Raw genomic sequence first — 24,215 nt, forward strand, 5'->3', positions numbered from 1 at the left:
GATGATGGCGCGCCGCGAATTTATCGGTGCGGCAGCACTGGCTCTGCTGGCGGCGCATTCGCCGCTGATTGGCGCAGGAGAGGACATGGAAGAGATTTACGGACTGATCGGCCAACTCACCGCCGCGCCGGGCAAACGCGAAGAACTGATCGCCATCCTGATCGAAGCCTCAGCGGCGATGGAAGGGAACCTGCTTTACCTGGTGGCCGAAGATCTGGCCGACCCTGATCTGATCTGGATCACCGAAGTCTGGCGAACCCGCACCGACCACGCCAAAAGCCTCAAGCCTGCCGCCGTGCAAGCCGCGATAGCCCGCGCCCGCCCTTTGATTGCGGGCTTCGGCCTGCGCGCTGAAACGCGCCCGGTAAACCATGTCGGCTGACCTTTCCGAAGCCGAAGCCGCCAACGAACTGATGCGGCTGGCACGTGCGATTACGCGGCATGACCGGCTGTATCACGCCGAGGATGCGCCCGAAATCACAGATGCCGAATACGACGCGCTGGTGCGCCGCAACGCGGAACTGGAAACCAACTTTCCGCATCTGGTTCGCGCCGACAGCCCTTCGCGCAAGGTCGGCCATGGCATTGCCGCCTCGCCATTGGGCAAGGTTGCCCACGAGGTTCGCATGATGAGCCTCGACAATGCCTTTTCGCCAGCGGACGTGGCCGAGTGGCTGGCGCGGATGCGGCGGTTTCTGAACCTGCCTGACAGCGAGCCGCTTGCATGCACGGCTGAAGACAAGATTGATGGCCTGTCGTGTTCGTTGCGGTACGAGAACGGTCAACTCGTACGCGCTGCGACACGGGGGGACGGGCAGGTGGGTGAAGACGTGACCGCCAATGTTGCGCACATTCCCGATATCCCGCAAACACTGCCCCACGGTGTGCCAGATGTCTTCGAAGTGCGCGGCGAAGTCTACATGGAAAAACAGGCGTTTACCGCGCTCAATGCTGCGCAGCATGAAGCGGGCGGGAAGCTGTTTGCCAACCCCCGCAATGCGGCTGCCGGAAGTCTGCGGCAGAAGGATGCAGGCGTCACGGCGAAGCGCCCGCTAAGGTTCTGGGCACATGGCTGGGGCGCGGCGTCCGCCGTGCCGGGGGTGACCCAAAGCGAGGTGGTGGCCAAATTGCGCGAATGGGGCTTTCCCGTCTCGCCGCTGTTCACGCGGATCGAGGGCGGGGCCGATGCCCTGGTCGCGCATTTCGACACCATCGGCGCGGCGCGTCCGGGGCTCGATTATGATATCGACGGGGTGGTCTACAAACTCGATCGGCTCGACTGGCAGGAGCGATTGGGCTTCGTCGCCAAGGCGCCGCGTTGGGCGCTGGCGCACAAGTTCCCGGCGGAACGCGCGGAGACCACGGTGCAGGGCATCGACATCCAGGTGGGCCGCACCGGCAAGTTGACCCCGGTGGGCAGGCTCGCCCCGGTGCTGGTAGGCGGCGTGACCGTCACCAATGTCACGCTGCACAACCGTGACGAGATCGCGCGGCTCGCCTTACGTATCGGCGACCGCGTGGTGATCCAGCGCGCTGGCGACGTGATCCCGCAGGTGGTCGAAAACCTCACCCGCGAGGAGGAACGCCCTGCCTTCGCCTTCCCCGATCACTGCCCCGAATGCGGCAGCGAAGCGGTGGCCGAAGAGGGCGAGGTCGATGTGCGTTGCACCGGCGGCCTCATCTGCCCGGCACAGCGCACCCAGCGGCTCGAACATTTCGTCAGCCGCAAGGCGCTCGATATCGAAGGTCTGGGCGAAAAGACCATCGCACAGTTCTTTGCGCTGGGGTGGCTGGAAAGTCCGGCGGATATTTTCCGGCTGCGGGCCCGCCGTAGTGATATTCTTGGCCTTGAAGGCTGGCAGGACAAGTCTGTGGATAACCTGTTGGCAGCCATCGAAGCGAAGCGCGTGCCCGATGCGGCGCGGCTGTTGTTCGGATTGGGTATTCGCCACATCGGCGAAGTGACCGCGCGCGATCTGATGAAACATCTGCACACGCTGCCAGATCTGCGTATTCAGGCCGAACGCGCGCGTGACGGCGATGCCGAGGCGGCAGCCGAACTAACGGCGATCGACGGCATCGGCCCATCAGTGGTCGAAGCGCTGGGCGATTTCTTCCATGAACCGCACAATGTGGCGGTATGGGAAGATATTCTCAGCGAAGTGGCGCCGCCGCGCTACGAGGTCAAGACCATCGCCAGCCGTGTTGCGGGCAAGACCGTCGTGTTCACGGGCAAGCTGGAAACGATGAGCCGCGATGAAGCCAAAGCGCAGGCCGAACGGTTGGGCGCCAAGGCGGCGGGAAGCGTCAGCGCAAAAACCGATCTGCTGGTCGCCGGGTCGGGCGCGGGTTCGAAGTTGAAAAAAGCCGCCGAGCTGGGCATCGAGACGATGGACGAAGCTGGCTGGTCAGCGCTGGTGGCAGAAGCGCTGGGAAGCTGATGGACCTGCTGCATGACCTTAACCCTCAGGCGCTGCGCATTGCGGACATGTTGCGGGCGCGCGGCGAAAAGGTGGCGGCTGCCGATGGCGCTACGGGCGGATTGATTGCCGCCACGCTGCTGACAGTGCCGGGCGCGCTCGACTTTTTTGTGGGGGGCGGGGTGGTTTATTCTTTTCGCGCCCGTGACCTGTTGTTCGGATTGCCGCGGGATGCCTATGCAGGGATGCGCGGAGCGACCGAAGATTACGCGTTGCTGCAGGCCCGTGCCATCCGCGACAATTTCGATGCGGACTGGGGGCTCGCTGAAAGCGGATCAGTCGGCGGATCGACGCATCCGAGCGGCGCGCCAGCCGGCCGTAGTGTGGCCGCGCTGGCAGGGCCGGGAGGCGAACATGTCCGCGTCCTCGACACTGCCAGCGAAGACCGCATCGGCAATATGGGCGCGTTTACCCGCAACGCGCTGGCATTGCTGGAAGACGCGCTGTTGCAGCCTTAATCATTCGGCATCAGATAAATTTCACGAATTGCCGATGTTTCGGGCTGTTCAATCGCAAAGATGACCGCCGCAGCCACATCTTCGGGCTGCAGCTTTTCAGGCTTTGCTTCGTCGAAAAAGGCGGTGTTGACCATGCCCGGCGCGATGACGGTGGCGCGGCCGCCCCATTCGCGCATTTCTTCGGCAATGTTTTCCGACAGGCCGTGAATGAACCACTTGGTCGCCGAATAGACCGATCCCTTCATATGATCACGCCCGGCCTTTGATCCGGTCACGACAAAATGACCCTTGGTCTTGCGCAAATGTGGCATCGCGGCATGTGCAGTGTAGAGGACGGCCATGATGTTGAGATGAATCATGTCATGCCATTCCTGCGGATCGCCCTTTTCGATCCCGGGGTTCGACACGCCTTTCCCTGCATTGGCGAAAACGGCATCAATGCCGCCGAAATGACTGGCGGTCTTTTCGATCGCGGCTCCCAGATCATCGCGGTCGGTCACGTCGCAGGTCAGCGCAAGCGCGCTGTCGCCAATTTCGCTGGCAAGTTCGCTGAGCTTGTCTGCCGAACGTGCGAGCATGGCGACGTTCCAGCCCTTGGCAGCGGCAGCGCGGGCAGTGGCAGCGCCGATGCCGGACGAAGCGCCGGTGATAAGAAGGGTGCGGGCCATAAGTTGTCTCCTGTTTTGTGGCTTGTGTGCCAGGATCAAGCCCGCCTGCCCTGCAGAGTTCCATGGCGCATTCGCTATAGATACTGGCTGCGCTGGAGGGCGCGGGGCGATATGGTGCGCATATGGGATAGGCCGTTCGCGTGCACGACATTCGCGGCGCCCCTTGCGGGGTCACACGACGGAACAAATCGCGGTGCATCGGATAAGGGCACGCATCGAACCATTCTTATGGCGCTGCACGTAACGCGGCGCGCAGACCTTCAGGAGACACCATGATGGAGCGTATTGCACCGCGCACCGGCACCGCTTTCAAGCTGGCCAAGGGGGATATCCTGACCGTTTGCGATCCCGAAGGCGGTCAGGTGAGCGATCTGATCGCAGTTGCCGATGGCGATCCCGGCGAAATCCTGTCGAACGGACGAACCTTCGATTACGAAGAAAGCATAACGCTATCCAAGGGTTCGCGATTGTGGTCGAACCGATCGCAGGTGATGCTGACGATCATCGAGGACACAGCGCCGCATCACGATTTTCTGCTGACGCCCTGTTCTTACGATACGTTCCGCCACTTTTATCCTGACAAGCCGCTGCATCGCGGATGTTTCGGCAATCTGGCCGAGGCGCTGGAACCTTATGGCGTGACGCCGGACATGATCCCCACCGCTTTCAACGTTTTCATGCACGTGCCCGTGGGGGAAGGCGGGAGGATTTCTGTTCTTCCCCCTGCGACAAAGCCGGGCGATATCGTGCGTTTTCGCGCCGAAATGGATCTGGTGATTGGCCTTACGGCGTGTTCGGCCTATGCCTCCAACGGCGGGACGTTCAAGCCCATTGACTATGCGGTGGAACGCGCAGGCTGAGTTTTGCGTCTATCGCGCCGGCCGCCGGGTGCTGCGGCGTCGCAGCCACAGGATCGCCCAATCGCCGCGCTGCAACCGGGCTGCCATGCGGAAGCCAGCGCGGTGCATCGCGCGTTTGACGGCGTCTTCCTGCTCGCCGGCCAGCAATCCTGCCAGAAGCAGGCTGCCTTTCGGGCTTATCGCCTTGGCAAAATCGGGCGCAAGGCTGACCAGCGGGCCCGCCAGAATATTGGCGATGAGCAGATCGTACGGACCGCGCACCTGCAGCAGCGGATCGTCCATGCCGTCGGCCACGATCATCACCGCCTCACCACGCGCTGCCCCCATGGGAACAGCGTTGAGGCGCGCGTTTTCCTCCACCACGCCAACGCACACCGCATCAATATCGGTCAGCGTCAGGAGCGCTCGCGGCCACAGGGCGAGCGCGGCAAACCCCAAAAGCCCCGTGCCGGTGCCAATATCGGCGATGTTGCGTGCCGCAACGCCGCTGTCCTTCATCGCGCCCAGCATTTCCAGACATCCGGCGGTTGTCTTGTGCTGGCCGGTCCCGAACGCCTGGCTCGCCGGGATCGTGAAATCGATCAGTTCGGGATCGGCAGGGTAATCGGGGGTATGGACATGGAACCGTCCCGCACGGATCGGCGGTGCGTTGTGCTGGCTGAGCGTGACCCAGTCTTCTGCAGGCAGTTTTTCCACGACCACTTTGGGCGCTGAGCCATCGAACAGACCGGCAAGCGCGGTTTTTTCAGCGTTGCCGGGCTTGCGCGGATACCAGCCTTCAAGCACCCAGTCGTCGGGCTGGTCTTCTGCGACCTCGCGCCCGGCAATCACCAGTTCGCTGTCCCAGTCATCGATCAGATCATGCGCCAGCAGCGCTGCCTGCACGATCGGCTTGGGCGCGAAGAGCGATAACTTCCATGTGGTGCTATCGGACAAAGCTGGCTCCATTGGCATCGATCACGGCGCCGGTCATGCTGGGGGGCGCATCGCACACGCAGAACGCGATGATCGCGGCGATTTCATCAGGTGTGGCAACGCGTCCCAGCGGGATATCGGCGAGCAAACCCGGTCCCCCACGGCTGGCGAGGTAATCATCTGCCATGCTGGTGTCGGTAAAGCCGGGGGTGACGGCAAAGCTGAGGATACCGTCCTTGGCATAGGCGCGGGCGATGGTCTTGTGCATCCCCACCATCCCGCTTTTGGCAGCGGCATAGTGCCAGTGCGCGGGGCTGTCGCCGCGATAGGCAGCGCGGCTTGCCACGTGGACAAGCCGTCCCCCAAAGCCGCGTTCCTGCCAGTGCAGCACCGCAAAGCGCGACAGCTGCGCTGCGGCGGTGAGATTGACGCGCAGCGTATCTTCCCACGCGTCCAGCCATTCGATATCCGAACGGTCAAGCCGGTTTGCTTCGAACCGTCCGGCGTTGTTGACCACGGCGTCAATTTCGCCGTCTGCCAGATCCAGAGCCTGTTCCCACAGCGATTGCACTGAGAGCGGATCGCCGAAATCGGCCGCGATGACCGGCACCGCGCCGGCCAATGGCGCGACCGGGCGCGATGCGTGTCCGATGACCTGCGCACCCTTTGCGGTGAGCATTTCCAGCGCCGCCTTGCCGATTCCGCGGCTTGATCCAGTTACAAGAATGTGTCCCATGCAAGCGCCTATCCGAAACTTTGCAAGCTGTGTCCACCGCTCGCGGCTTGCCTCATGCGTCAGCGACGCTAAGTGGGGAGGCCAATTCGAGGTATAACTGGGATCACCATGAACCAAAGACCGCTTTCTCCCCATTTGCAGGTGTGGCGCTGGGGGCCGCATATGCTGGTATCGATCCTGCACCGGGCCACCGGTGACGGCATGGCGCTGATTGGCCTTGGCGTTCTGCTATGGTGGCTGGGCGCGCTGGCCAGCGGGCCTGACGCTTACGCCACGTTCCAGGGTGTGATGGGATCGCCGATCGGCATGCTCGTCCTGGTTGGGCTGAGCTGGGCGTTCTTCACGCACATGATGAGCGGGATGCGCCACTTCGTGCTGGATATCGGCGCGGGCTATGAACTCGACACCAACCGTCTGTGGTCGATCGCTTCGCCGATTATCGCAATCTGTCTTACCGCGGCCTTCTGGGCCCTGATCCTGCTGCGCTGAGGGAGACGCGATATGGGTAACGGAACTTCCATCGGACGGGTGCGCGGCCTTGGCGCTGCGCATCATGGCCCGCATCACTGGCTGGTGCAGCGTTTCACCGCAATCGGCAACGTGGTGCTGATGGTGTGGCTGCTCGTCAGCCTCGTGATGCTGGGCGACTATGGCTATGCCAACGTGGTAAAGTGGCTGTCTGCGCCGCTTTCGGCCACGGCGATGATCCTGCTGCTGCTGAGCGTGTTTTGGCACGCGCGGCTGGGGCTGCAGGTTCTGATCGAGGATTACATTCATGACGCCGGCAGCAAGTTTGCTGCGATCTCGGCGCTCAACCTTGCAACTATCGGCGGCGGCGCGTTCGGCATCTTCAGCGTCGCCAGCCTTGCATTCGGAGGACAGGCCTGATGGCTACCGCAGCACCAAGGGGCACCGCCAACGACGTGGGCGGCGCGCATCTGACGGGCGCATACACGATCATCGATCACACCTATGACGTGGTGGTTGTTGGTGCAGGCGGATCGGGCCTGCGCGCGACGATGGGCGCGGCCGAAAGCGGCCTGCGCACCGCCAACATTTCGAAGGTGTTCCCCACACGCAGCCACACCGTGGCAGCGCAGGGCGGGATCGCCGCATCGTTGGGCAACAATTCGCCCGATCACTGGACCTGGCACATGTACGACACCGTCAAGGGGTCGGACTGGCTGGGCGATCAGGACGCGATCGAATATCTTGCCCGTGAAGCGCCTGCCGCTGTGTACGAGTTGGAACATGCCGGCGTGCCCTTCAGCCGCAATGCGGATGGCACGATCTACCAGCGCCCCTTCGGCGGTCACATGCAGAACATGGGCGCCGGCCCGCCGGTGCAGCGCACCTGCGCCGCGGCCGATCGCACCGGTCACGCCATGCTGCACGCGCTGTATCAGCAAAGCCTGAAGTACGACGCGGACTTCTTCATCGAATATTTCGCGCTCGACCTCATCATGGATGAGCGTGACGGGGTGAAGCAGTGCGTCGGCGTGATCGCGATGTGCCTAGATGATGGCAAGATCCACCGTTTCCGTGCGCAGTCTGTCGTTCTGGCGACCGGCGGCTACGGGCGTTGCTACTACACCGCCACCAGCGCCCACACCTGCACCGGCGACGGCGGCGGGATGGTGCTGCGCGCGGGCTTGCCGCTGCAGGACATGGAGTTTGTGCAATTCCACCCGACCGGCATCTACGGCGCGGGCGTGCTCATCACCGAAGGCGCGCGCGGGGAGGGTGGCTATCTCACCAACTCCGAAGGCGAACGCTTTATGGAGCGGTATGCGCCGTCAGCGAAGGATCTCGCCTCGCGTGATGTCGTCAGCCGTTCGATGGCGCTCGAAATGCGCGAAGGGCGCGGCGTGGGGCCGGAAGGGGATCACATCTACCTTCACCTCGACCATATCGATCCCGCCGTGCTGGCGCAGCGCCTTCCGGGCATCACCGAAAGCGGCAAGATCTTTGCCGGCGTCGATCTGACCCGTCAGCCGCTGCCCGTCACCCCGACGGTGCATTACAACATGGGCGGTATTCCGTGTAACTACCACGGACAGGTCGTCACCCTTGGTCCGGATGGCAACCCGGACACGGTCATCCCCGGTCTATATGCCGTGGGCGAGGCGGCGTGCGTTTCGGTGCACGGCGCCAATCGCCTCGGCTCGAACTCGCTGATCGATCTCGTGGTGTTCGGCCGCGCGACCGGTCACCATCTGCGCGACAATCTGCAGCCCAAGGCCAAGCAGCCTGAACTGCCCGCCGACAGCGCCGACTTTGCACTGACCCGTCTGGATCACTTCCGTTACGCTCAGGGCGGATCCCCGACCGCGCAGATCCGCAGCGAAATGCAGAAGGCGATGCAGAAGCACTGCGCCGTGTTCCGCGATCAGAAGCTGATGGACGAAGGCGTGGCGAAGCTGGCCGAACAGAACAAGCGGATGGAAGACATCCACGTCACCGACAAATCGCTGATCTGGAACAGCGATCTGATCGAAACGCTGGAGCTCGACAACCTGATGAGCCAGGCTAACGTCACGATGGCATCGGCGGCCAATCGCAAGGAAAGCCGCGGCGCGCATGCGCACGAAGACTTCCCTGAGCGCAATGATGCGGAATGGATGAAGCACACCATCGCATGGTTCGATGGCTGGGGCGGTCGCGGCAGCAACAGCCGCATCGATTACCGTCCGGTGCACGAATACACGCTGACCGACGATATCAAGTATATCGAGCCCAAGGCCCGTGTTTACTGATTCTGCCGATCAGGCCGCAAAAATCGAAGGCCCGGTTCCCCCCATGGGACCGGGCCTTTTTCTTTGGCTATCGTTGGTGCGGCGCGCTGATTATTCGGCAGCGATGCTGCGTTCCTTGGGCTGCGCGGGGTAGGCGCAGCTTTTGCCAAGGCCCAATCCCTTCAGGAACGACCGCCGGACCATTCCTGCGGTATAGGCCGCACGCAGTGCCCGGTCGTTGCCCGCAGCGCCTGTCACTTCGCGCAGGATGCCGCGGAACGGCAGGATCGATCCCACCACGCTCTGGCCGATCCGTCCTTGGCTGAAGCGGTCATTGCCGTCATCATTGGCAATATCATAATCCGCACCAAGCACCGTATCCAGCGCCGCGATTTCCGAGACCAGCGCATTGCAAGTGCCGCCAGCGGGTAAGGCATAGGGATCGGCAGCCGCAGCCACCAGAACTTCGGGGATATCGCGCCCATCGATATTGAGATCGCGCAAAGGGGTTTTGGCAACTTCTGTCATGTCCGGTTCGGGCATTGTTTGCGCAAACGCAGCGGTCGCGCCCGTGCAAGACACGGCAAGCATCGCTGCAAGCGGGATAATACGGACCATTTCCATCAGGCTCCTTCAAAAAAAACGTCGCAGGCGGCATTGTCCCTGCTGTCGAGCCCCAGTCTCAGCGCGGACATGCGCTGTTGGCTGGTGCCATGGGTAAAGCTTTCCGGATTGATGCGCTGCCCTGCGTTGCGCATCAACGTATCATCGCCAATCGCGCTGGCAGCCTGCAGGCCTTCCTCCAGATCGCCCGATTCGATCAGGTCGCGGTTCTTGCCTGCCCACATGCCGGCGTAACAATCGGCCTGCAGCTCCATCGCCACCTGTAACTGGTTTGCCGACGACGGGTTCTGCTGTTGGGCGCGTCTCACCTGGCTGGCAAGCCCGGTGATGTTCTGAATATGGTGCCCGTATTCATGCGCGATTACATAGATCCGCGCAAAATCGCCGCCGGTCCCCGCCATTCGGGCGAGCTGATCGTAAAAGCTCGTGTCGATATAGATGCCCTTGTCAGCCGGGCAGTAAAACGGCCCCGACGCCGATGTGGCGCTGCCGCAACCATCGGTGCGCACCCCGCCGGCGAACAGGTGCAGGAAGGGCTGTTCAAACGGAATACCTTCCTGCGCGAAGGTCGCCTGCCAGGTCGCATCCAGATTGGTAAGCGCATTGCATGCCTCGGTGGCGTAGGCGTTGCGGGTGCAGACTTCCTGTTCGCTAAGGCCGCTGCCGCCGCCTTGCGCGGGCGCTGATGTCTGCTGCTGAAGGCCTTCAACCATTCCGATGGTCTGCATCGGATTGATCCCGAACACCACCGCGCCGATCAGGGCGATGACCAATGTGCCGCATCCGACACCGCCAGCACCGATCCCGCCGCCACCTTCGCTGCCCCGTACATTGATCTTGGACGTATCGAACGGCCCCAGTCGCATACAAATTTCTCCGTTCATCGTGTTCGGTCGCAAAGTGCTGGACAGCCGCTTTGGGTGCGGCAAAAGCAGCGCCAAGAGGCCGAACGTGCAGGAGATGCGGCGAATGCTCAAGAACAGGCGTGCGCTTGTCACCGGTTCTACGTCGGGAATCGGGTTAGCCATCGCCCGCGCGCTCGCGGATGAGGGTGCCGAAGTGATTCTCAACGGGCTGGGTGATGCCGACGAAATTGCATCGCTTTGCAAGGATATCGGTGCGACGTTCCACGGCGCGAACCTGATGCAGCCTGATGCGATAGCGGCGATGATGGATGATGTCGGCCCGGTCGATATCCTCGTCAACAATGCCGGGATGCAGCATGTCGCCCCGGTTGAGGATTTTGCGCCTGAAAAATGGGACGCGATCATCGCGCTCAACCTGTCGGCGGCGTTTCATACGACGCGGCTGGCGGTGCCGGGGATGAAGGCGAAGGGCTGGGGGCGGATCATCAACACCGCCAGCGCGCATTCGCTCACCGCGTCTCCTTTCAAAAGCGCCTATGTCGCGGCCAAGCACGGGCTGGCGGGCCTCACCAAGACCGTAGCGCTGGAACTTGCGACCTGCGGTGTCACGGCGAACTGCATTTCGCCCGGTTATGTCTGGACCCCGCTGGTGGAAAACCAGATCCCCGATACGATGGCGGCACGCGGTATGACCCGCGAACAGGTGATGAATGACGTGCTGCTGGCCAAGCAGCCCACCAAAAGCTTCGTTCTGCCCGAAGACGTCGCCGCGCTGGCGGTGTTCCTGTGCAGCGATGCGGCGCGCAATATCACCGGCGCAAACTATGCCCTTGATGGGGGATGGACGGCCGAATGATCCTGCGGCGTTTTGGATTGTGTTTTGCCGCGCTGGCAGGCGTTTGGCTGACAGGATGTGCCACCGTGCCGACGGTTATGTCGGCCGATGCCCAGCGCGCTGGCATCGCTGAACGCTTGCGAGCCGATATCGCCGTTCTGGCCAGCGATGAATTCGCCGGGCGCAAAACGGGTACGCAAGGCGAAGACAAGACGCTTTCCTACCTTGAGCAACGCATGCGCGAGGTGGGACTGGTGTCGGGCACGAATGATCCCGGCAGCGAATGGCGCATGCCGGTTGATCTGGTGGCGACCACGCCATTGTCCGGCAGTATGACGATGACCCGGGGCAACCGCGAAGTTGTGGTTCCCGAAACGGCGGCTGCGGTCTTCACGCCCCGGCGGCGCGCGCTGGCGATCAGCGGGCCGGGTACAGGCGTGCCGGTGGTGTTCGTGGGATATGGTGACGGTTCGGTTCTTGGCGACCGTCTGGCGGGCGCGGTGGCAGTGATGCTCGCCGATCCCGGACGCGGCGCTGCCCGGCGCGAGGCGCTGTTTCGCCAACGCGCAACCGCCGTTGTGACCGTGGTGCCTGATGCAGCGACGCTGGCGATCGTGCGCAATGCCGAATCGCGGGAAAAGCTGCAGCTTGCCAGCGAAGAAGAAGATACGCTTTCCGCTTTCGTGACCGATGCCATTCTGGCCGATCTGATCGGCAGTCGCATCTGGGACAGATTGAAAAGCGATGCCAGGGCGGACGATTTTGCACCGCTCGAACTCAATCTGGCCGTGTCGATCGAAGCCGCTGCTGAACGGCGCGAATTTACTAGCTACAACCTGCTGGGCAGGATTCCGGGTACGGTGCCGGACGCGGGTATTATCCTTTTGCTGGCGCATTGGGATCACCTTGGCGAATGCGGTGCGCCTGATGCTGCCGATCGTATCTGCAACGGCGCGGCCGACAATGCCAGCGGGGTTGCCGCCATGCTCGAACTGGCGCAGCGTCTGAAGGCCGCCGGGCCCCATGGCCGCGACATTTATGTGCTCGCCACCACCGCGGAAGAAGCCGGACTGTTGGGGGCGCGGGGCTTTGCCATGACGTCGCCCGTGCCTTTGTCGGGAATTGTTGCGGCGCTCAATTTCGACATGGTCGCCGTGGCGCCCGCGGGAAGCCCCGTCGGCGTCATCGGGCGTGCTGACACGCCGCTGGATGCCGCCATCATCGAAGCCATTGCCCGCAATGGCCGCACCTTGGGCGACCAGACACTGGCCGACAGCTTTGTCCAGCGGCAGGATGGTTGGGCCCTGTTACAGAAAGGCGTTCCCAGCGTGCTTGTATCGAGCACCTATGGTTCGACCAGCATTCTGGGCCCGTTTTTGAGCGCGAAATATCATCGGCCACGCGATGAAGCCGATGATGTCGAGCTTGGCGGGGCTATCGATGACCTTCTGCTTCACGAAGACCTGATCCGTGTGCTGGCCGATCCGGCACGCTATCCGATGGCCACCGCCGCGCAGCCCTAGCGCAATTGCGCAAGTGCGGTTACATGGGCCGCCACGATTCTCCAACGCATCACAGAAGCGGGGAGAACGCTGTTTCGGCTCTCAGAAAGTGGCACTCATGGATATCCCGCTCGGTCTTACCTTCGATGACGTGCTGCTTCGCCCTGCGGAAAGCAGTGTGTTGCCAAGCATGGCCGATACCTCGACCCGGCTGACGCGTGATATTGCGCTCAATATCCCCGTGCTTTCATCCGCGATGGACACCGTGACCGAAGCGGACATGGCAATCGCGATGGCGCAATTGGGCGGGATCGGCGTGCTGCACCGCAATCTGGATGTCGATGCGCAGTGCGCGGCTGTGCGCGCGGTGAAGCGTTATGAAAGCGGCATGGTGGTCAACCCCATCACAATCGGTCCCGACGCGACGCTTGGCGAAGCGCAGGCGCTGATGGAACTGCACCGGATCAGCGGCATCCCGGTCGTCGATGCTGGCGGGCGATTGGTTGGCATTCTGACCAACCGCGATGTGCGTTTCGCCGAAAACACCATGCAGCCCGTGCGCGAGCTGATGACGACCGAAAATCTCGCCACCGTCCCGCTGGGCACAGGGCAAGAAGAAGCGCGCCGTCTGCTGCATCAACGCCGCATCGAAAAGCTGCTGGTGGTGGACGATGCGTTTCGCTGCATCGGCCTTATCACGGTCAAGGATATCGAAAAGGCGGTGAATTATCCGCACGCAACGAAGGACAGCACTGGCCGTCTGCGTGCCGCCGCAGCGACAACCGTTGGCGACGCGGGCTTTGCGCGCACCGAGGCACTGGTTGATGCCGAGTGCGATGTAATCGTAATCGACACCGCGCACGGCCACAACATCGAAGTTGCCCGCGCGGTCGAACGGGTGAAGAAGCTGTCCAACCGCGTGCAGGTGATCGCGGGCAATGTCGCCACGGCAGAAGCCACGCGCGCGCTGGTTGATGCTGGCGCCGATGCGGTGAAGGTAGGGATTGGCCCCGGATCGATCTGCACCACCCGGGTAGTGGCAGGCGTGGGCGTCCCGCAATTGACCGCCATCATGGAAAGCGCTGCCGAAGCCGCCAGATCGGGCGTGCCGGTGATCGCCGATGGCGGCCTTCGCACCAGCGGCGATGCGGCCAAGGCGCTTGCCGCGGGCGCGTCGTCGGTGATGATCGGATCAATGCTGGCGGGCACCACCGAAAGCCCCGGCGAAGTGTTCCTTTACCAGGGGCGCAGCTACAAGGCCTATCGCGGCATGGGATCGGTTGGCGCCATGGCGCGGGGATCGGCTGACCGCTATTTCCAGCAGGATGTCAGCGCAATGAAGCTGGTGCCCGAAGGGATCGAAGGTCAGGTGCCGTTCAAGGGCCCGGCCGCCAATGTTGTTCACCAGCTGGTTGGCGGTATCAAGGCAGCGATGGGTTATACCGGATCGCATACCATCGCCGATTTGCAGAAACGCGCGCAATTCGTGCGCATCACCAATGCCGGCCTTTCGGAAAGCCATGTCCATGACGTGGCGATTACCCGTGAAGCTCCCAATTATCCCACACGCTGAGGTCGCAATATGACACCCGCCGCTAGAGTCCAGGCGGCGATTGAGCTGCTTGATGCCATCATTCCCGCCGCGCGGGGGAAAGGTGCGCCCGCCGACCGTATTATCGCCGATTACTTCCGCGCACGCCGCTATGCCGGGTCGAAGGACCGCAGAGCGGTCCGCGATCTGGTGTACCGCGCCATCCGCCTGTGCGGACCTGTGCCCGAAAGCGGACGCGCTGCGATGCTGGCCGTGGCCGTGCAGGACGAGGCGGTCGCAGCCTTGTTCGATGATTCACCTCACGGCCCCGCCCCGCGCGGTGAAGGGGAGGAAGCGGCCAAATCCGCGCTTGCGCCCAAGTGGCTGGCTGCGGCCTTGCGCGCATCAGATCTCGGGGGGGTGGAAATCGCCGCACTGCTGGGCCGTGCGCCGCTTGACCTGCGGGTCAATGCGTTGAAAGCAGACAGGGCAAGCCTGACGTTGCCCGAACAGGGGGAGGAACTGGTCTCTGCACAGGGCCTCCGGTTCCCGTCCGGCACGGCAGCCGAACAATGGGACGGCTACGCCGACGGCGCGTTTGAAGTGCAGGATCTGGGCAGCCAGCTGATTGTTGAAGCGCTGCCGATTGCAGCAGGCGATACCATCATCGATCTGTGCGCTGGCGGCGGCGGAAAGACTCTGGCGCTTGCAGCGCGGCTGGGCAACGCGGCCAGCATCATCGCAGCCGACACCGACAAGCGCCGTCTGGGCAATCTCGCACCGCGTGCGGCGCGTGCGGGCGCGGCGGTTGACCATATCGTGCTGCTCGATCCGAACCGCGAAATGCGGGCGCTGGGCCCGTGGGCGGGGAAGGCCGATCACGTGCTGGTGGACGCGCCCTGTTCGGGCAGCGGGACCTGGCGGCGCAGCCCCGAAGGGCGCTGGCGGCTTGATCCGGCAGAACTGGCGCGGCTCAATGCCTTGCAGGATCACGTTCTGGCGTTGGCGGCGCAACTGGTGCGCCCCGGCGGCTCGATCGGCTTTGTCACCTGCTCGGTGCTCGATGCCGAAGGCCCGGACCGTGTCGCAGCGTTTCTGGCGCAGCATCCCGGCTGGCGCAGCGAGTCGCTGTCGCTGCCGCTGGGCCGTCCGCGCGGCGGCGGAGTGCGTCTTGATCCGCATCATGACGGCACGGATGGTTTTTTCATCGCCTGCTTGCGTTCACCATGATAGCTTCGCATGGTATGACCCCGCCTTCCGGTTCCCGGTCCCATGCCCTGAAGGAGCTTCTAATGCGTTTTGCGCCTGCTGCTGCTGTTCTCTCGCTGTGCCTTGCCATTTCGGCAAGCATCACCAGCGCAGATGATACCGGGCAGCCCGATCCCCGTGCCTTGGCACTGATTGCGCAGGGTCAGGCATCGCTTGCCGCGGGAGAAGCGCAGGCGGCGACCGATGCGTTCGAAGCTGCGCTTGCCGTTGATCCGGGCCATACGCCCGTCCTTGTCAACCTTGCCGAAGCCGCACAGCTCCAGGGTCTTCAGGGCAAGGCCATCCGCTATTACCGTGAGGCGCTGGACCGCGACCCGGACAATTTTGCCGCTATCTCGGGTGAAGGTACGGCGCTGGTTGAAAAGGGCGCGGTTGAAAAGGCCAAGCTGAACCTTGCCAAGCTGCAATCGCTGTGCGGGAACGGATGCCCTGAAACCATGGCATTGCAAAGCAGCATTGCCCGCGGCCCGTCACCGCGTCTCGCGATTGAAAGCAACAACGACACCGCCCCTGCCAGCAACTGATCGGTTCAGATCAGGTCGCGAAACTCAGCGAGGACGGCTTCGTACACGTCGCGTTTGAACGGTACGATCACTTCTGGCAGCAGGCCCGGTGCAATCCACCGCCATTCGTTGAACTCGGCCGGTTCGTGCGCGTTCAAATCGATATTGGCATCGGTGCCAAGGAAGCGGCCAAGGAACCAGTGTTGTTCCTGCCCGCGATACTTGCCCTTCCACACCTTGCCGAGCAACTCGTCAGGCAAGTCATAGGCGATGGTGCGTGAGGCCGGGGCGATCACCTCGACCAGATGCGCGCCAATGCCAGTTTCCTCCTCGAGTTCGCGTAGGGCAGCGGCGCGGACATCCTCGCCCTGGTCGATCCCGCCTTGCGGCATCTGCCAGAAGCCGTGGGCCGACGGGTCGATGCGCTGGCCGACGAAGACCAAACCTTCGGCGTTGATCAGCATGAACCCTGCGCAGGGGCGATAGGGGAGGGTTTCGCGGTTCATGCCGGGTTCGCCAGCATGAACTGCATCGCAGCGATGATGCGTTCCAGATCGGCCTGCGTGCTGGGCACGGCCTGACGCAGGTTGGTGAAGCTGTGCGTCACCCCGCGCATTTCGAGGAACACCACATCGCGCCCGGCATCGACCAGCGCCTTGGCATATTCCCGGCCCGAATCGCGGATCGGATCAAGGCTGGCGGTAACGACGATGGTGGGCGGGGCGTTGCTGTGGTCGGCAAGGATCGGGAAACCGCGCGGATCGGCGCGGTCGGCGCCGTAGGCCGCATCGAAGAAGCCCATGGTGTCGGCGGTCAGCAAGAAGCCTTCGGAGAATGCCGCCATGCTGACCGAACCGTTTGCGTCAGCGACCAGCGGGAAGATCGGCACTTGCAGCACCACGGGCACCGCTGCAGGATTTGCTTCCAGCATCTGCGGAACGACGACCGCGGCATTGCCACCGGCGCTGTCGCCGATGGTGATGATGCCGTTGGCGATGCGGCCAAGGTCAGCAGGACTGCCCGCCACCCACCGCGTCGCCGCCTCGCAATCGAGGATCGCAGCGGGGAAGGGCGCTTCGGGCGCGCGGGCGTAATGTACGGCCAGTACCGGCAGGTCGATCAACGCGGCAATTTCGGTGCAGAGCGCATGGTGCGTGTCGAGATCGCCGATAACGAATCCGCCGCCGTGGAAGAACATCACAACGGGCGCGGCTTCGTCACGGTTTTCGCGGGCATCGTAAAGGCGCAGCGGAATGTCGCCATTGGGGCCAGGGCAGGCAAGATCGCGGATCACGGGCAATGCGCGGGCCGGACGGTCGGCGATCCCATGCATCGCCTGATAGGATGCGCGGGCTTCTTCCAGCGTCATGTCCGCAAGCTTAGGGCCGTTCACCGCCGCCATCATGTCGAGGAAGCCCTTCATGTCGGGGCGGATGTAAGGCGTGTCGGTCATGGCATGTCTCTCCCGGGACGGTTTTGTGATGCGATAGGCGAGCGCGGGCGCAAGTGCCAAGCGCATTTGCACTCGCGTGGAGGCTTGCGGCGCGCTAGCCAGTGAAGCGATGGACAATCTGACACATAGCCTTGTCGGCGCGGTCATGGGGCAGGCGGGGCTGAAGCGCACCACTGGCCTCGCCATGCCCGCGCTGATTATCGGCGCGAACCTGCCCGACGTGGATGCGGCGTGCTTCTTCTGGCTGGAGGGCACCGAGCATCTCGCCTTCAGGAGAGGCATCACCCACGGCCCACCCGCGCTGGTGCTGCTGCCCTTGATTCTGGCGGGGATCTTGTGGGCCTTTGACCGCTGGCAGAGCAAGCGCGGCACGCGGCCGGAGAGGCGGCCACCGGTGCGGTTTGGTTGGCTTTACGCGATGGCCTTCATGGGGTGCCTCAGCCACCCTTTCTTCGATTGGCTCAATGTCTATGGCATCCGCCTGCTGGAGCCGTTTTCCTCACAGTGGTTTTATGGCGATACGCTGTTCATCATCGACCCGTGGCTTTGGGCGTTGCTGATCGGCACCGTCTGGTGGTCGCGGCGGCGGGAAAAGGCGGACGGTGAATGGATGTGGCCTGCGCGGGCGGGGATCGCGGCGGCGCTGGCGTATATCGGGGTGAATGGGGCGATCACCGCGTCAGTCGAGCAATCTCTACTGGCTGAGAGCGGCCGACCTGATGTGGTCGCCATAGCGGCGCCGATTCCGTTTGCGTTTTGGCAGCGCGAAAAGCTGATTGGCAATCCTTCAACTGGGCAATGGTACGTCGCGACTCCTGGAAAGGAACCATGGCTGGATGGCTACAATGTCGCTGGTTGTGACCTTGAAAAGGCGCGCAAGAAAGACCCGCAGATCGACGCTTTCCTCTTCTGGTCAAGAGCGCCATATGTACATAAGCGCAATGGCGGAGAGTTCTGGATCGGCGATGCCCGATTTACCGACGAGCGCGTGAAGGAGCGTTTCGCTGTCGCTATTCCGGGAGGATGCCGGATCATTGATTGAATGAGAGCACAGCCTCGCGCTGCCGGATGTACAGTTTGAGGCTTTGCCTTCTCCGTCATCCTGAACTTGTTTGTGCAGGCACAGCTTCGCTTCCAGGATACATTTGCCCCACGCGCCTCCGCCCGATTTTGCCGGATGGGTGCTGGAAACGAAGTTCACTAGAGGTGAAACAAGTTCAGCATGACAGCGTTTGGTGTTGGAAGCGTTCAATCAGAGAAACCAATGCCCCAAATCCAAATCGTATGGCTGCGGCGCGACCTTCGCCTCGCCGATAATCCTGCACTCTACCACGCCGCCAAGGCCGGGCCGGTGGTGTGCGTCTATGTCCTCGACGACGACGCACCCCAGCACCACGCCTATGGCGGCGCGTCGCGGTGGTGGCTGCATCACTCGCTCGAAAGCCTGTCCAACAGTCTCGCTCAGCGGCACGCCCGGCTGATCCTGCGGCGCGGGGATGCGGTGGAGGAACTGACCAAGCTGGCCAAGGAAACCTGCGCGACCACCATTCACGCCAATCGCCATTACGAACCCTGGTGGCGCAAGGCGCAGGGCAAGCTTGCCGAAAGCTGCGACCTGCAATTGTATGACAGCAACTACCTAATGCCGCCTGGCAGCATCACCACCGGCAGCGGAGGGCCCTACAAGATATACACCCCCTTCAGCCGCGCCATGCGCACCGAGTTTCCTCCGCGCGATGAATTGCCCGCGCCCGAAACTCTGTCCTCGCCATCGGAATGGCCTGACAGCGACGACCTTGCTTCGTGGAACCTGCTTCCCACCAAACCTGACTGGTCAGGCGGAATGCGCGAATTCTGGCAGGTGGGCGAGGACGCGGCGCACGAACGTCTTGAGGCTTGGGAAGCCGATGTCGACGACTATGACGACAAGCGCAACTTTCCCAGCGTCGACAAGGTTTCGCGCTTGTCCCCGCATCTGCACTGGGGCGAGATTTCTCCGATCCAGATTTGGCACGCGTTCAAGCACAAGCGTTCCGACGGGTGGCGCACCTTCGAAGGCGAGTTGATCTGGCGCGACTATGCGCAGAACGCCATCTGCCAGTTCCCCGACTACGCAACCAAAAATTATCGTGAGGACTTCGACCGCTTCGCCTGGCGCGATCCGGCGAGTGACGATGACGCCGCCAGCGACCTTAAGGCCTGGCAGCAGGGCCGCACCGGCTATCCCATCGTCGATGCAGGGATGCGCCAGCTGTGGCAGACCGGCTGGATGCACAACCGCGTGCGGATGATCACCGCAAGCTTCCTGATCAAGCATCTGCTGATCGACTGGCGCGAAGGCGAAAAATGGTTCTGGGATTGTCTGGTTGATGCCGACTACGCATCGAATGCAACCAACTGGCAGTGGACCGCGGGCACCGGGGTAGACTCGAACATGTTCAGCCGGATCATGGCGCCGCTGACCCAGTCGGAAAAATTCGATGCGGCGCGCTATATCCGCGAATATGTGCCCGAACTGAAAGGGCTGGACGACGCGGCCATTCATGATCCCGAAGATGCCGGAAAGCGACCGCAATCCTATCCCCGCAAGATCATCGCGCACAAGGCTGCACGCGAACGCGCGCTCGATGCGCTGAAGGCGATGAAGAGCGGTTAGGCGAGGCTTGCCCGAACCCGCCCGCTCCGCCTATGCGTGGCCAAACACAAGGCAAGGGGAACAAGACGATGGGCCGCAGCAACCGGTTTGCACAAATGATGGCACGGCTTGCGCCGCTGGCGCTGGGCGCGGTGCTGATGCCGAGTTGCGTTGCGCCGGGCACGTCGCAGGCAGGCGCGGCGATGGTGGGCCCTGCCACTCCTGCGGCCCGGCTTGTGCAGCCCCCGGCGCGCGATGCTGCCGATCTTCAGGTGCTGTTCTGGTCGGACGCGCAGCGCGCCGAGCGGTTTCGCGCAATGGAGCAGTGGTTTGCAGGGCACGAAGTTCCCGCTGCGACTGTCCCGCGCAAACTGGTGCGCGGCGCACCGCTTGATCCTGCGACCGAAGCCGAGCTGCGTACTTTGATGGAGCAAACCAGAACCGCCGGCATCATCGTGCTGGTTGATGGGAAGGTGCGGTTTGAACATTACAGCCTCGGCATGGGACCCCAGGATCGCTGGACCAGTTTTTCAGTGGCGAAAAGCTTCACTTCCACCCTGCTTGGGGCCGCGGTGAGGGATGGTCACATCGCCAGCCTTGATGACATGGTCACCACCTATATTCCGGGTCTGGCAGGTTCGGCCTATGACGGTGTGAGCGTGCGCCAGCTTGCCACGATGACAAGCGGCGTGAAATGGAACGAAGACTACACAGACCCCAACAGCGATGTTGCGCAGATGAACCGCTTCGTCGTTGAACACGGCGCCAACGCGATCGTTGCCCAGATGAAAGCGCTTCCGCGTGAGGCGGAACCGGGGGTGAAATGGGTGTACAAGACCGGGGAAACCAATCTGATCGGCGTGTTGGTGGAAAATGCCGTGGGCTTGCCTCTGGCCGAATATGCCATGGCCAAGATCGTCGAACCTGCCGGGTTTGAAGGCGATCTGTTCTGGATGGTCGACCCGCGCGGCGGGAATATCGGCGGATGCTGTTTGTCGATCACACTGGCCGATTATGCGCGCATGGGCCAGTTCGCGCTTGAAGGCGGGAAGGGGATCGTGCCCGATGGCTGGTTCGCCGAGGCGACCGACAGCGCCGTCGATTTCGGGAGCAGCGGCTTTGGCTATGGCTACCAGTGGTGGACCTATCCGCAAGGCACCTATGGTGCGCAGGGGATCTTCGGGCAGGGTATCACGCTGTTCCCTGACAAGCGTGTCGTGGTTGCCTATATAGGCAACTGGGCCACGGCGAGCGGCGGTTCCGAACGCGGGCAGCTTCTTGATATGAGCCGCAAGATCGCTGCAGAGGTGGAGTGAACGGCCGGAAGCCGATCAGATCATCTGGCGATAAACCCCGATATTGGTGTAGCGCTGCAGAATGTTGTCGTGGACGATCGGGCTCAGCAATTCGCTGAACGCGCAGCCGACAATACAATTGTCCCACCAGATCACTTCGGCTTGCAGCGATTCAAGGCCGGGCAACGTCAACCAGCACATCTGGCCTTCATGCATGCGGTTGATCGATGCTGCGGAAAAGCCGGAAATCGACAGGTCGTGGACCACGCTTTGAAACGCACGCCCGCCCGATGCCCGCAAGGTTGCCGGGATCGTCAATCGCGTGCGCGGGCTGCACCGATCTTCCTGGCTTGCGGTGCTGTACGGATCTGAACTCACGGGCATTGCGTTGCGCCTTGTCCTGGTTTCTGCGGCCTCTTGGGTAAATGAGTCCGCGCGCAGGTTTGCACCCGCGTTCCTAAATCACAGCTTTAAAAAAATGGTAAACGGCGCGCTAATCAGAGTTTGCGTCAGTCGATACGTTCGCGGTGCAGACTGTCAAAGCCTTCCACAAGAAGCGCTAACAGGCGATCCGCAACCACTTCGGGCGCCTTGACCGTGGCAGGATCTTCACCGGGATAGGCGCGCGCGCGCATTTCGGTACGCGTTGCGCCCGGGTCGACGATGGCGACACGCAGCGGGCTCAACCGTTCAACTTCGGCCGCGTAGGTCGCAAGCAGGTTGTCAAACGCTGCCTTGGTGGCGCCATACGCGCCCCAATAGGGCCGCGGCGCGCTTCCGACTGAGCTGGTCAGACCGATGATCCGCCCAGCCTTGGCGCGGCGCAGCAACGGATCGAATCCGGCGATCAGTGCATGGGTCGCCACGACATTGGTCAGCAGCGCCTGATTGAATGGTTTGGGTTCGATTTGCGACGTGGGTGTCAGTTCTGGCAGATAGGCCGCTGCCAGCACCATGATATCCAGCGTATCCCAACGCCCTGCAATCGCTGCGGCAAGCCGCGAGACGGCGTCAGGCTCTGTCAGGTCGATGGGCGCGATGGTGGATGTGCCGCCAAAAGCATGGATGTCATCTTCCACTGCTTCGAGCGCCTTGACCTTGCGTGCCACCAGAATGACATGCGCGCCGGCCTTGGCGAGCGATTTGGCCGTGGCAGCACCGATACCGCGGCTGGCGCCGGTAACAAGCGCGGTCTGGCCGGCTAGCGGCTTGGCAGTGTCAGTCATGATGGGTCAGGCAGCTTTCGGATCGGCAAAGGGAAGTTCGGCGGACTTTTGTTCGGCAATCGCAAGATCGGTGAGCGATGTGGGATAGTCGCCGGTGAAGCAGGCATCACAGAATTGCGGGCAAGCCGCATCGCGGCCTTCGCGTCCGACGGCGCGGTAAAGCCCGTCGATCGAGATGAAGGCGAGGCTGTCAGCCTTGATGAACGTGCGCATGGGTTCAAGCTCCATGCGGGCAGCAAGCAGCTTGGACCGTTCGGGCGTGTCGACACCGTAAAAGCAGGAATGCGCCGTCGGCGGGCTGGCTACGCGGAAATGGACTTCGGCCGCGCCGGCTTCGCGCATCATCTCGACGATCTTCATCGACGTGGTGCCGCGCACAATTGAATCGTCGATCAGAACGATGCGCTTGCCTTCGACGAGCGCGCGGTTGGCGTTGTGCTTGCGCTTCACGCTTGAATGGCGCGCGCCGTCCGACGGCTGGATGAAGGTCCGCCCGACATAGTGCGAGCGAATGATGCCCAGTTCGAACGGCAGGCCCGATTGCTTGGCAAAACCAATCGCCGCGGGCACACCGCTATCGGGAACGGGCACCACCAAATCGGCATCGCACGGCGCCTCAAGCGCGAGCTGCGCGCCGATGGCCTTGCGCGCTTCGTAAACGCTGCGACCTGCAAAAACGCTGTCGGGGCGGCTGAAATAGACATGTTCGAAGATGCAGGGGCGCGGTGAAGGACTGCCGAAGGGACGGATCGTGCGCACGTCACCGGCAAAATCGACCATCACCAGCTCACCGGGGTCAACTTCGCGGATCAGTTCAGCGCCCACGACATCGAAAGCCACCGTTTCGGACGCGAACAGGATCGCATCACCCATCCGGCCCATCACGAGAGGACGGATACCCAGGGGGTCGCGGCAGGCAATCATGCCTTCAGGGGTCATCACGATCAGCGCATAGGCGCCTTCCACCAAACGCAGCGCATCGACCAGACGATCAGCGATGGTAGGGTAGCGGCTGGTGGCGACCAGGTGGATGATGACTTCGGTGTCCGATGTCGACTGGAAGATCGAACCCTTGTTCACCAGATCCTTGCGCAGGGCGCCGGCGTTGGAGATGTTCCCGTTGTGCGCCACCGCAAATCCGCCGCTGGCCAGATCGGCATACAGCGGTTGAATGTTGCGCAGGCCCGATCCGCCGGTCGTGGAATAGCGCACGTGGCCGGCGGCCATATGGCCGGGTAGAGCCGCAATCGCCTCGTGCGACGAAAAGTTGTCCGCAACATGGCCAAGCCCGCGGCTGGCAGAGAATTCCTTGCCATCGAAGCTGACGATCCCGGCCGCTTCCTGACCGCGGTGCTGCAGCGCGTGCAGACCCAGTGCCGTTGCCGCAGCAGCGTCGTTTGCGCGAATTGCGCCAAAGATTCCGCATTCCTCGCGCAGCTTGTCGCCATCCGCGTCGAGGAAGGGGTGTGTCATATTGAGGGGCGTCATCGGCATCACCAGACCTGTTTGCAGCCGAGCTGCTGGGGTGCATGGCCCCAATGGCGATGTGACGGATCAATTACAAGGAAAAGCGACCCTGCGACCCAAGCCTTTTTCCCGACCATCGTGTGACACAGCCATGATC

At 62.6% G+C, this 24,215-nt stretch carries 25 protein-coding genes; 15 read left to right on the forward strand and 10 right to left on the reverse strand.

Features of this window, described 5'->3' with window-relative positions; translation table 11 throughout:
* Position 1: 1 nt before the first annotated feature.
* Genes SJY33_RS03545 through SJY33_RS03555 form a run of 3 tightly spaced genes read left to right on the forward strand, consistent with a single transcriptional unit; the run spans position 2 to position 2,938 of the window.
* Entirely contained in the window at positions 2-382 is a 381-nt protein-coding gene (locus tag SJY33_RS03545) for a putative quinol monooxygenase (RefSeq protein WP_379921183.1), read from the forward strand.
* Entirely contained in the window at positions 372-2,441 is a 2,070-nt protein-coding gene (gene ligA / locus SJY33_RS03550; protein ID WP_379921184.1) for an NAD-dependent DNA ligase LigA, read from the forward strand. The genes SJY33_RS03545 and ligA overlap by 11 nt, the downstream gene beginning before the upstream one ends.
* Complete coding sequence (locus SJY33_RS03555) at positions 2,441-2,938, forward strand: CinA family protein (RefSeq protein WP_379921185.1); 498 nt, start codon at positions 2,441-2,443, stop codon at positions 2,936-2,938. Before ligA ends, SJY33_RS03555 begins: the two co-directional genes overlap by 1 nt.
* Here the strand turns inward: SJY33_RS03555 and SJY33_RS03560 are convergent.
* Complete coding sequence (locus tag SJY33_RS03560; protein WP_379921186.1) at positions 2,935-3,606, reverse strand: SDR family oxidoreductase; 672 nt, start codon at positions 3,604-3,606, stop codon at positions 2,935-2,937. The two genes, SJY33_RS03555 and SJY33_RS03560, sit on opposite strands and share 4 nt — an antisense overlap.
* A gap of 275 nt (positions 3,607-3,881) precedes the next feature.
* Here SJY33_RS03560 and SJY33_RS03565 point away from each other — a divergent pair, with 275 nt between their 5' ends.
* Positions 3,882-4,466, forward strand: coding sequence for a DUF1989 domain-containing protein (locus tag SJY33_RS03565; RefSeq protein WP_379923510.1), 585 nt, complete (start codon positions 3,882-3,884; stop codon positions 4,464-4,466).
* Positions 4,467-4,475: 9 nt separating this feature from the next.
* Here SJY33_RS03565 and SJY33_RS03570 read toward each other — a convergent pair whose 3' ends face one another.
* Positions 4,476-5,402: a 50S ribosomal protein L11 methyltransferase gene (locus SJY33_RS03570; RefSeq protein WP_379921187.1), complete on the reverse strand. Its 927-nt coding sequence runs from the start codon at positions 5,400-5,402 to the stop codon at positions 4,476-4,478.
* Positions 5,392-6,117, reverse strand: a complete 726-nt coding sequence (locus tag SJY33_RS03575) for an SDR family NAD(P)-dependent oxidoreductase (protein ID WP_379921189.1) — start codon at positions 6,115-6,117, stop codon at positions 5,392-5,394. Before SJY33_RS03575 ends, SJY33_RS03570 begins: the two co-directional genes overlap by 11 nt.
* Positions 6,118-6,225: 108 nt before the next feature.
* Here SJY33_RS03575 and sdhC point away from each other — a divergent pair, with 108 nt between their 5' ends.
* Genes sdhC through sdhA form a run of 3 tightly spaced genes read left to right on the forward strand, consistent with a single transcriptional unit; the run spans position 6,226 to position 8,873 of the window.
* Positions 6,226-6,606 (forward strand): succinate dehydrogenase, cytochrome b556 subunit, encoded by a 381-nt coding sequence (gene sdhC / locus SJY33_RS03580; protein ID WP_379921190.1) that lies wholly within the window; start codon positions 6,226-6,228, stop codon positions 6,604-6,606.
* A gap of 12 nt (positions 6,607-6,618) precedes the next feature.
* A complete protein-coding gene (sdhD, locus tag SJY33_RS03585; protein WP_379921192.1) occupies positions 6,619-7,005 on the forward strand; it encodes a succinate dehydrogenase, hydrophobic membrane anchor protein in 387 nt (128 codons plus the stop codon).
* Positions 7,005-8,873: a succinate dehydrogenase flavoprotein subunit gene (sdhA, locus tag SJY33_RS03590; RefSeq protein WP_379921193.1), complete on the forward strand. Its 1,869-nt coding sequence runs from the start codon at positions 7,005-7,007 to the stop codon at positions 8,871-8,873. The genes sdhD and sdhA overlap by 1 nt, the downstream gene beginning before the upstream one ends.
* 90 nt (positions 8,874-8,963) lie before the next feature.
* On the opposite strand, the gene SJY33_RS03595 is transcribed toward sdhA, so the two are convergent.
* Both SJY33_RS03595 and SJY33_RS03600 read right to left on the reverse strand, forming a co-directional pair.
* Positions 8,964-9,470 (reverse strand): hypothetical protein, encoded by a 507-nt coding sequence (locus tag SJY33_RS03595; RefSeq protein ID WP_379921194.1) that lies wholly within the window; start codon positions 9,468-9,470, stop codon positions 8,964-8,966.
* Between the two features lie 5 nt (positions 9,471-9,475).
* Positions 9,476-10,342, reverse strand: a complete 867-nt coding sequence (locus SJY33_RS03600; protein WP_379921195.1) for a neutral zinc metallopeptidase — start codon at positions 10,340-10,342, stop codon at positions 9,476-9,478.
* 103 nt (positions 10,343-10,445) lie between these two features.
* Here SJY33_RS03600 and SJY33_RS03605 point away from each other — a divergent pair, with 103 nt between their 5' ends.
* The 5 genes from SJY33_RS03605 (at position 10,446) to SJY33_RS03625 (ending at position 16,003) form a co-directional block, all read left to right on the forward strand.
* Positions 10,446-11,198 (forward strand): 3-hydroxybutyrate dehydrogenase, encoded by a 753-nt coding sequence (locus tag SJY33_RS03605; protein WP_379921196.1) that lies wholly within the window; start codon positions 10,446-10,448, stop codon positions 11,196-11,198.
* The gene (locus tag SJY33_RS03610) at positions 11,195-12,700 is read left to right on the forward strand and encodes a M20/M25/M40 family metallo-hydrolase (protein WP_379921197.1); all 1,506 of its coding nucleotides are present in this window, start codon (positions 11,195-11,197) and stop codon (positions 12,698-12,700) included. The genes SJY33_RS03605 and SJY33_RS03610 overlap by 4 nt, the downstream gene beginning before the upstream one ends.
* Positions 12,701-12,797: 97 nt before the next feature.
* Positions 12,798-14,252 (forward strand): IMP dehydrogenase, encoded by a 1,455-nt coding sequence (gene guaB / locus SJY33_RS03615; RefSeq protein WP_379921198.1) that lies wholly within the window; start codon positions 12,798-12,800, stop codon positions 14,250-14,252.
* A 9-nt stretch (positions 14,253-14,261) separates the two neighbouring features.
* Complete coding sequence (locus SJY33_RS03620; RefSeq protein ID WP_379921199.1) at positions 14,262-15,440, forward strand: RsmB/NOP family class I SAM-dependent RNA methyltransferase; 1,179 nt, start codon at positions 14,262-14,264, stop codon at positions 15,438-15,440.
* Between the two features lie 62 nt (positions 15,441-15,502).
* Positions 15,503-16,003 (forward strand): tetratricopeptide repeat protein, encoded by a 501-nt coding sequence (locus SJY33_RS03625; protein WP_379921200.1) that lies wholly within the window; start codon positions 15,503-15,505, stop codon positions 16,001-16,003.
* Positions 16,004-16,008: 5 nt separating this feature from the next.
* Here SJY33_RS03625 and SJY33_RS03630 read toward each other — a convergent pair whose 3' ends face one another.
* A complete protein-coding gene (locus SJY33_RS03630) occupies positions 16,009-16,488 on the reverse strand; it encodes an RNA pyrophosphohydrolase (protein ID WP_379921201.1) in 480 nt (159 codons plus the stop codon).
* A complete protein-coding gene (locus tag SJY33_RS03635; protein ID WP_379921202.1) occupies positions 16,485-17,435 on the reverse strand; it encodes an alpha/beta hydrolase in 951 nt (316 codons plus the stop codon). The genes SJY33_RS03630 and SJY33_RS03635 overlap by 4 nt, the downstream gene beginning before the upstream one ends.
* 109 nt (positions 17,436-17,544) lie before the next feature.
* On the opposite strand from SJY33_RS03635, the gene SJY33_RS03640 reads away from it, so the two are divergent.
* From SJY33_RS03640 to SJY33_RS03650, 3 genes are all read left to right on the forward strand, one after another.
* A complete protein-coding gene (locus SJY33_RS03640) occupies positions 17,545-18,477 on the forward strand; it encodes a metal-dependent hydrolase (RefSeq protein WP_379921204.1) in 933 nt (310 codons plus the stop codon).
* Between the two features lie 222 nt (positions 18,478-18,699).
* A complete protein-coding gene (locus SJY33_RS03645) occupies positions 18,700-20,091 on the forward strand; it encodes a cryptochrome/photolyase family protein (RefSeq protein WP_379921205.1) in 1,392 nt (463 codons plus the stop codon).
* Positions 20,092-20,159: 68 nt separating this feature from the next.
* Entirely contained in the window at positions 20,160-21,386 is a 1,227-nt protein-coding gene (locus SJY33_RS03650; protein WP_379921206.1) for a serine hydrolase domain-containing protein, read from the forward strand.
* A 15-nt stretch (positions 21,387-21,401) separates the two neighbouring features.
* On the opposite strand, the gene SJY33_RS03655 is transcribed toward SJY33_RS03650, so the two are convergent.
* From SJY33_RS03655 to purF, 3 genes are all read right to left on the reverse strand, one after another.
* Positions 21,402-21,749: a PilZ domain-containing protein gene (locus tag SJY33_RS03655; protein WP_379921207.1), complete on the reverse strand. Its 348-nt coding sequence runs from the start codon at positions 21,747-21,749 to the stop codon at positions 21,402-21,404.
* A 125-nt stretch (positions 21,750-21,874) separates the two neighbouring features.
* Complete coding sequence (locus SJY33_RS03660; protein ID WP_379921208.1) at positions 21,875-22,591, reverse strand: SDR family NAD(P)-dependent oxidoreductase; 717 nt, start codon at positions 22,589-22,591, stop codon at positions 21,875-21,877.
* A 6-nt stretch (positions 22,592-22,597) separates the two neighbouring features.
* Positions 22,598-24,085: an amidophosphoribosyltransferase gene (purF, locus tag SJY33_RS03665; RefSeq protein ID WP_379921209.1), complete on the reverse strand. Its 1,488-nt coding sequence runs from the start codon at positions 24,083-24,085 to the stop codon at positions 22,598-22,600.
* Between the last annotated feature and the right edge of the window lie 130 nt (positions 24,086-24,215).

This window comes from Erythrobacter sp. R86502 (assembly GCF_042466465.1).
In the GTDB taxonomy this organism is placed as follows: Bacteria; Pseudomonadota; Alphaproteobacteria; order Sphingomonadales; family Sphingomonadaceae; genus Erythrobacter.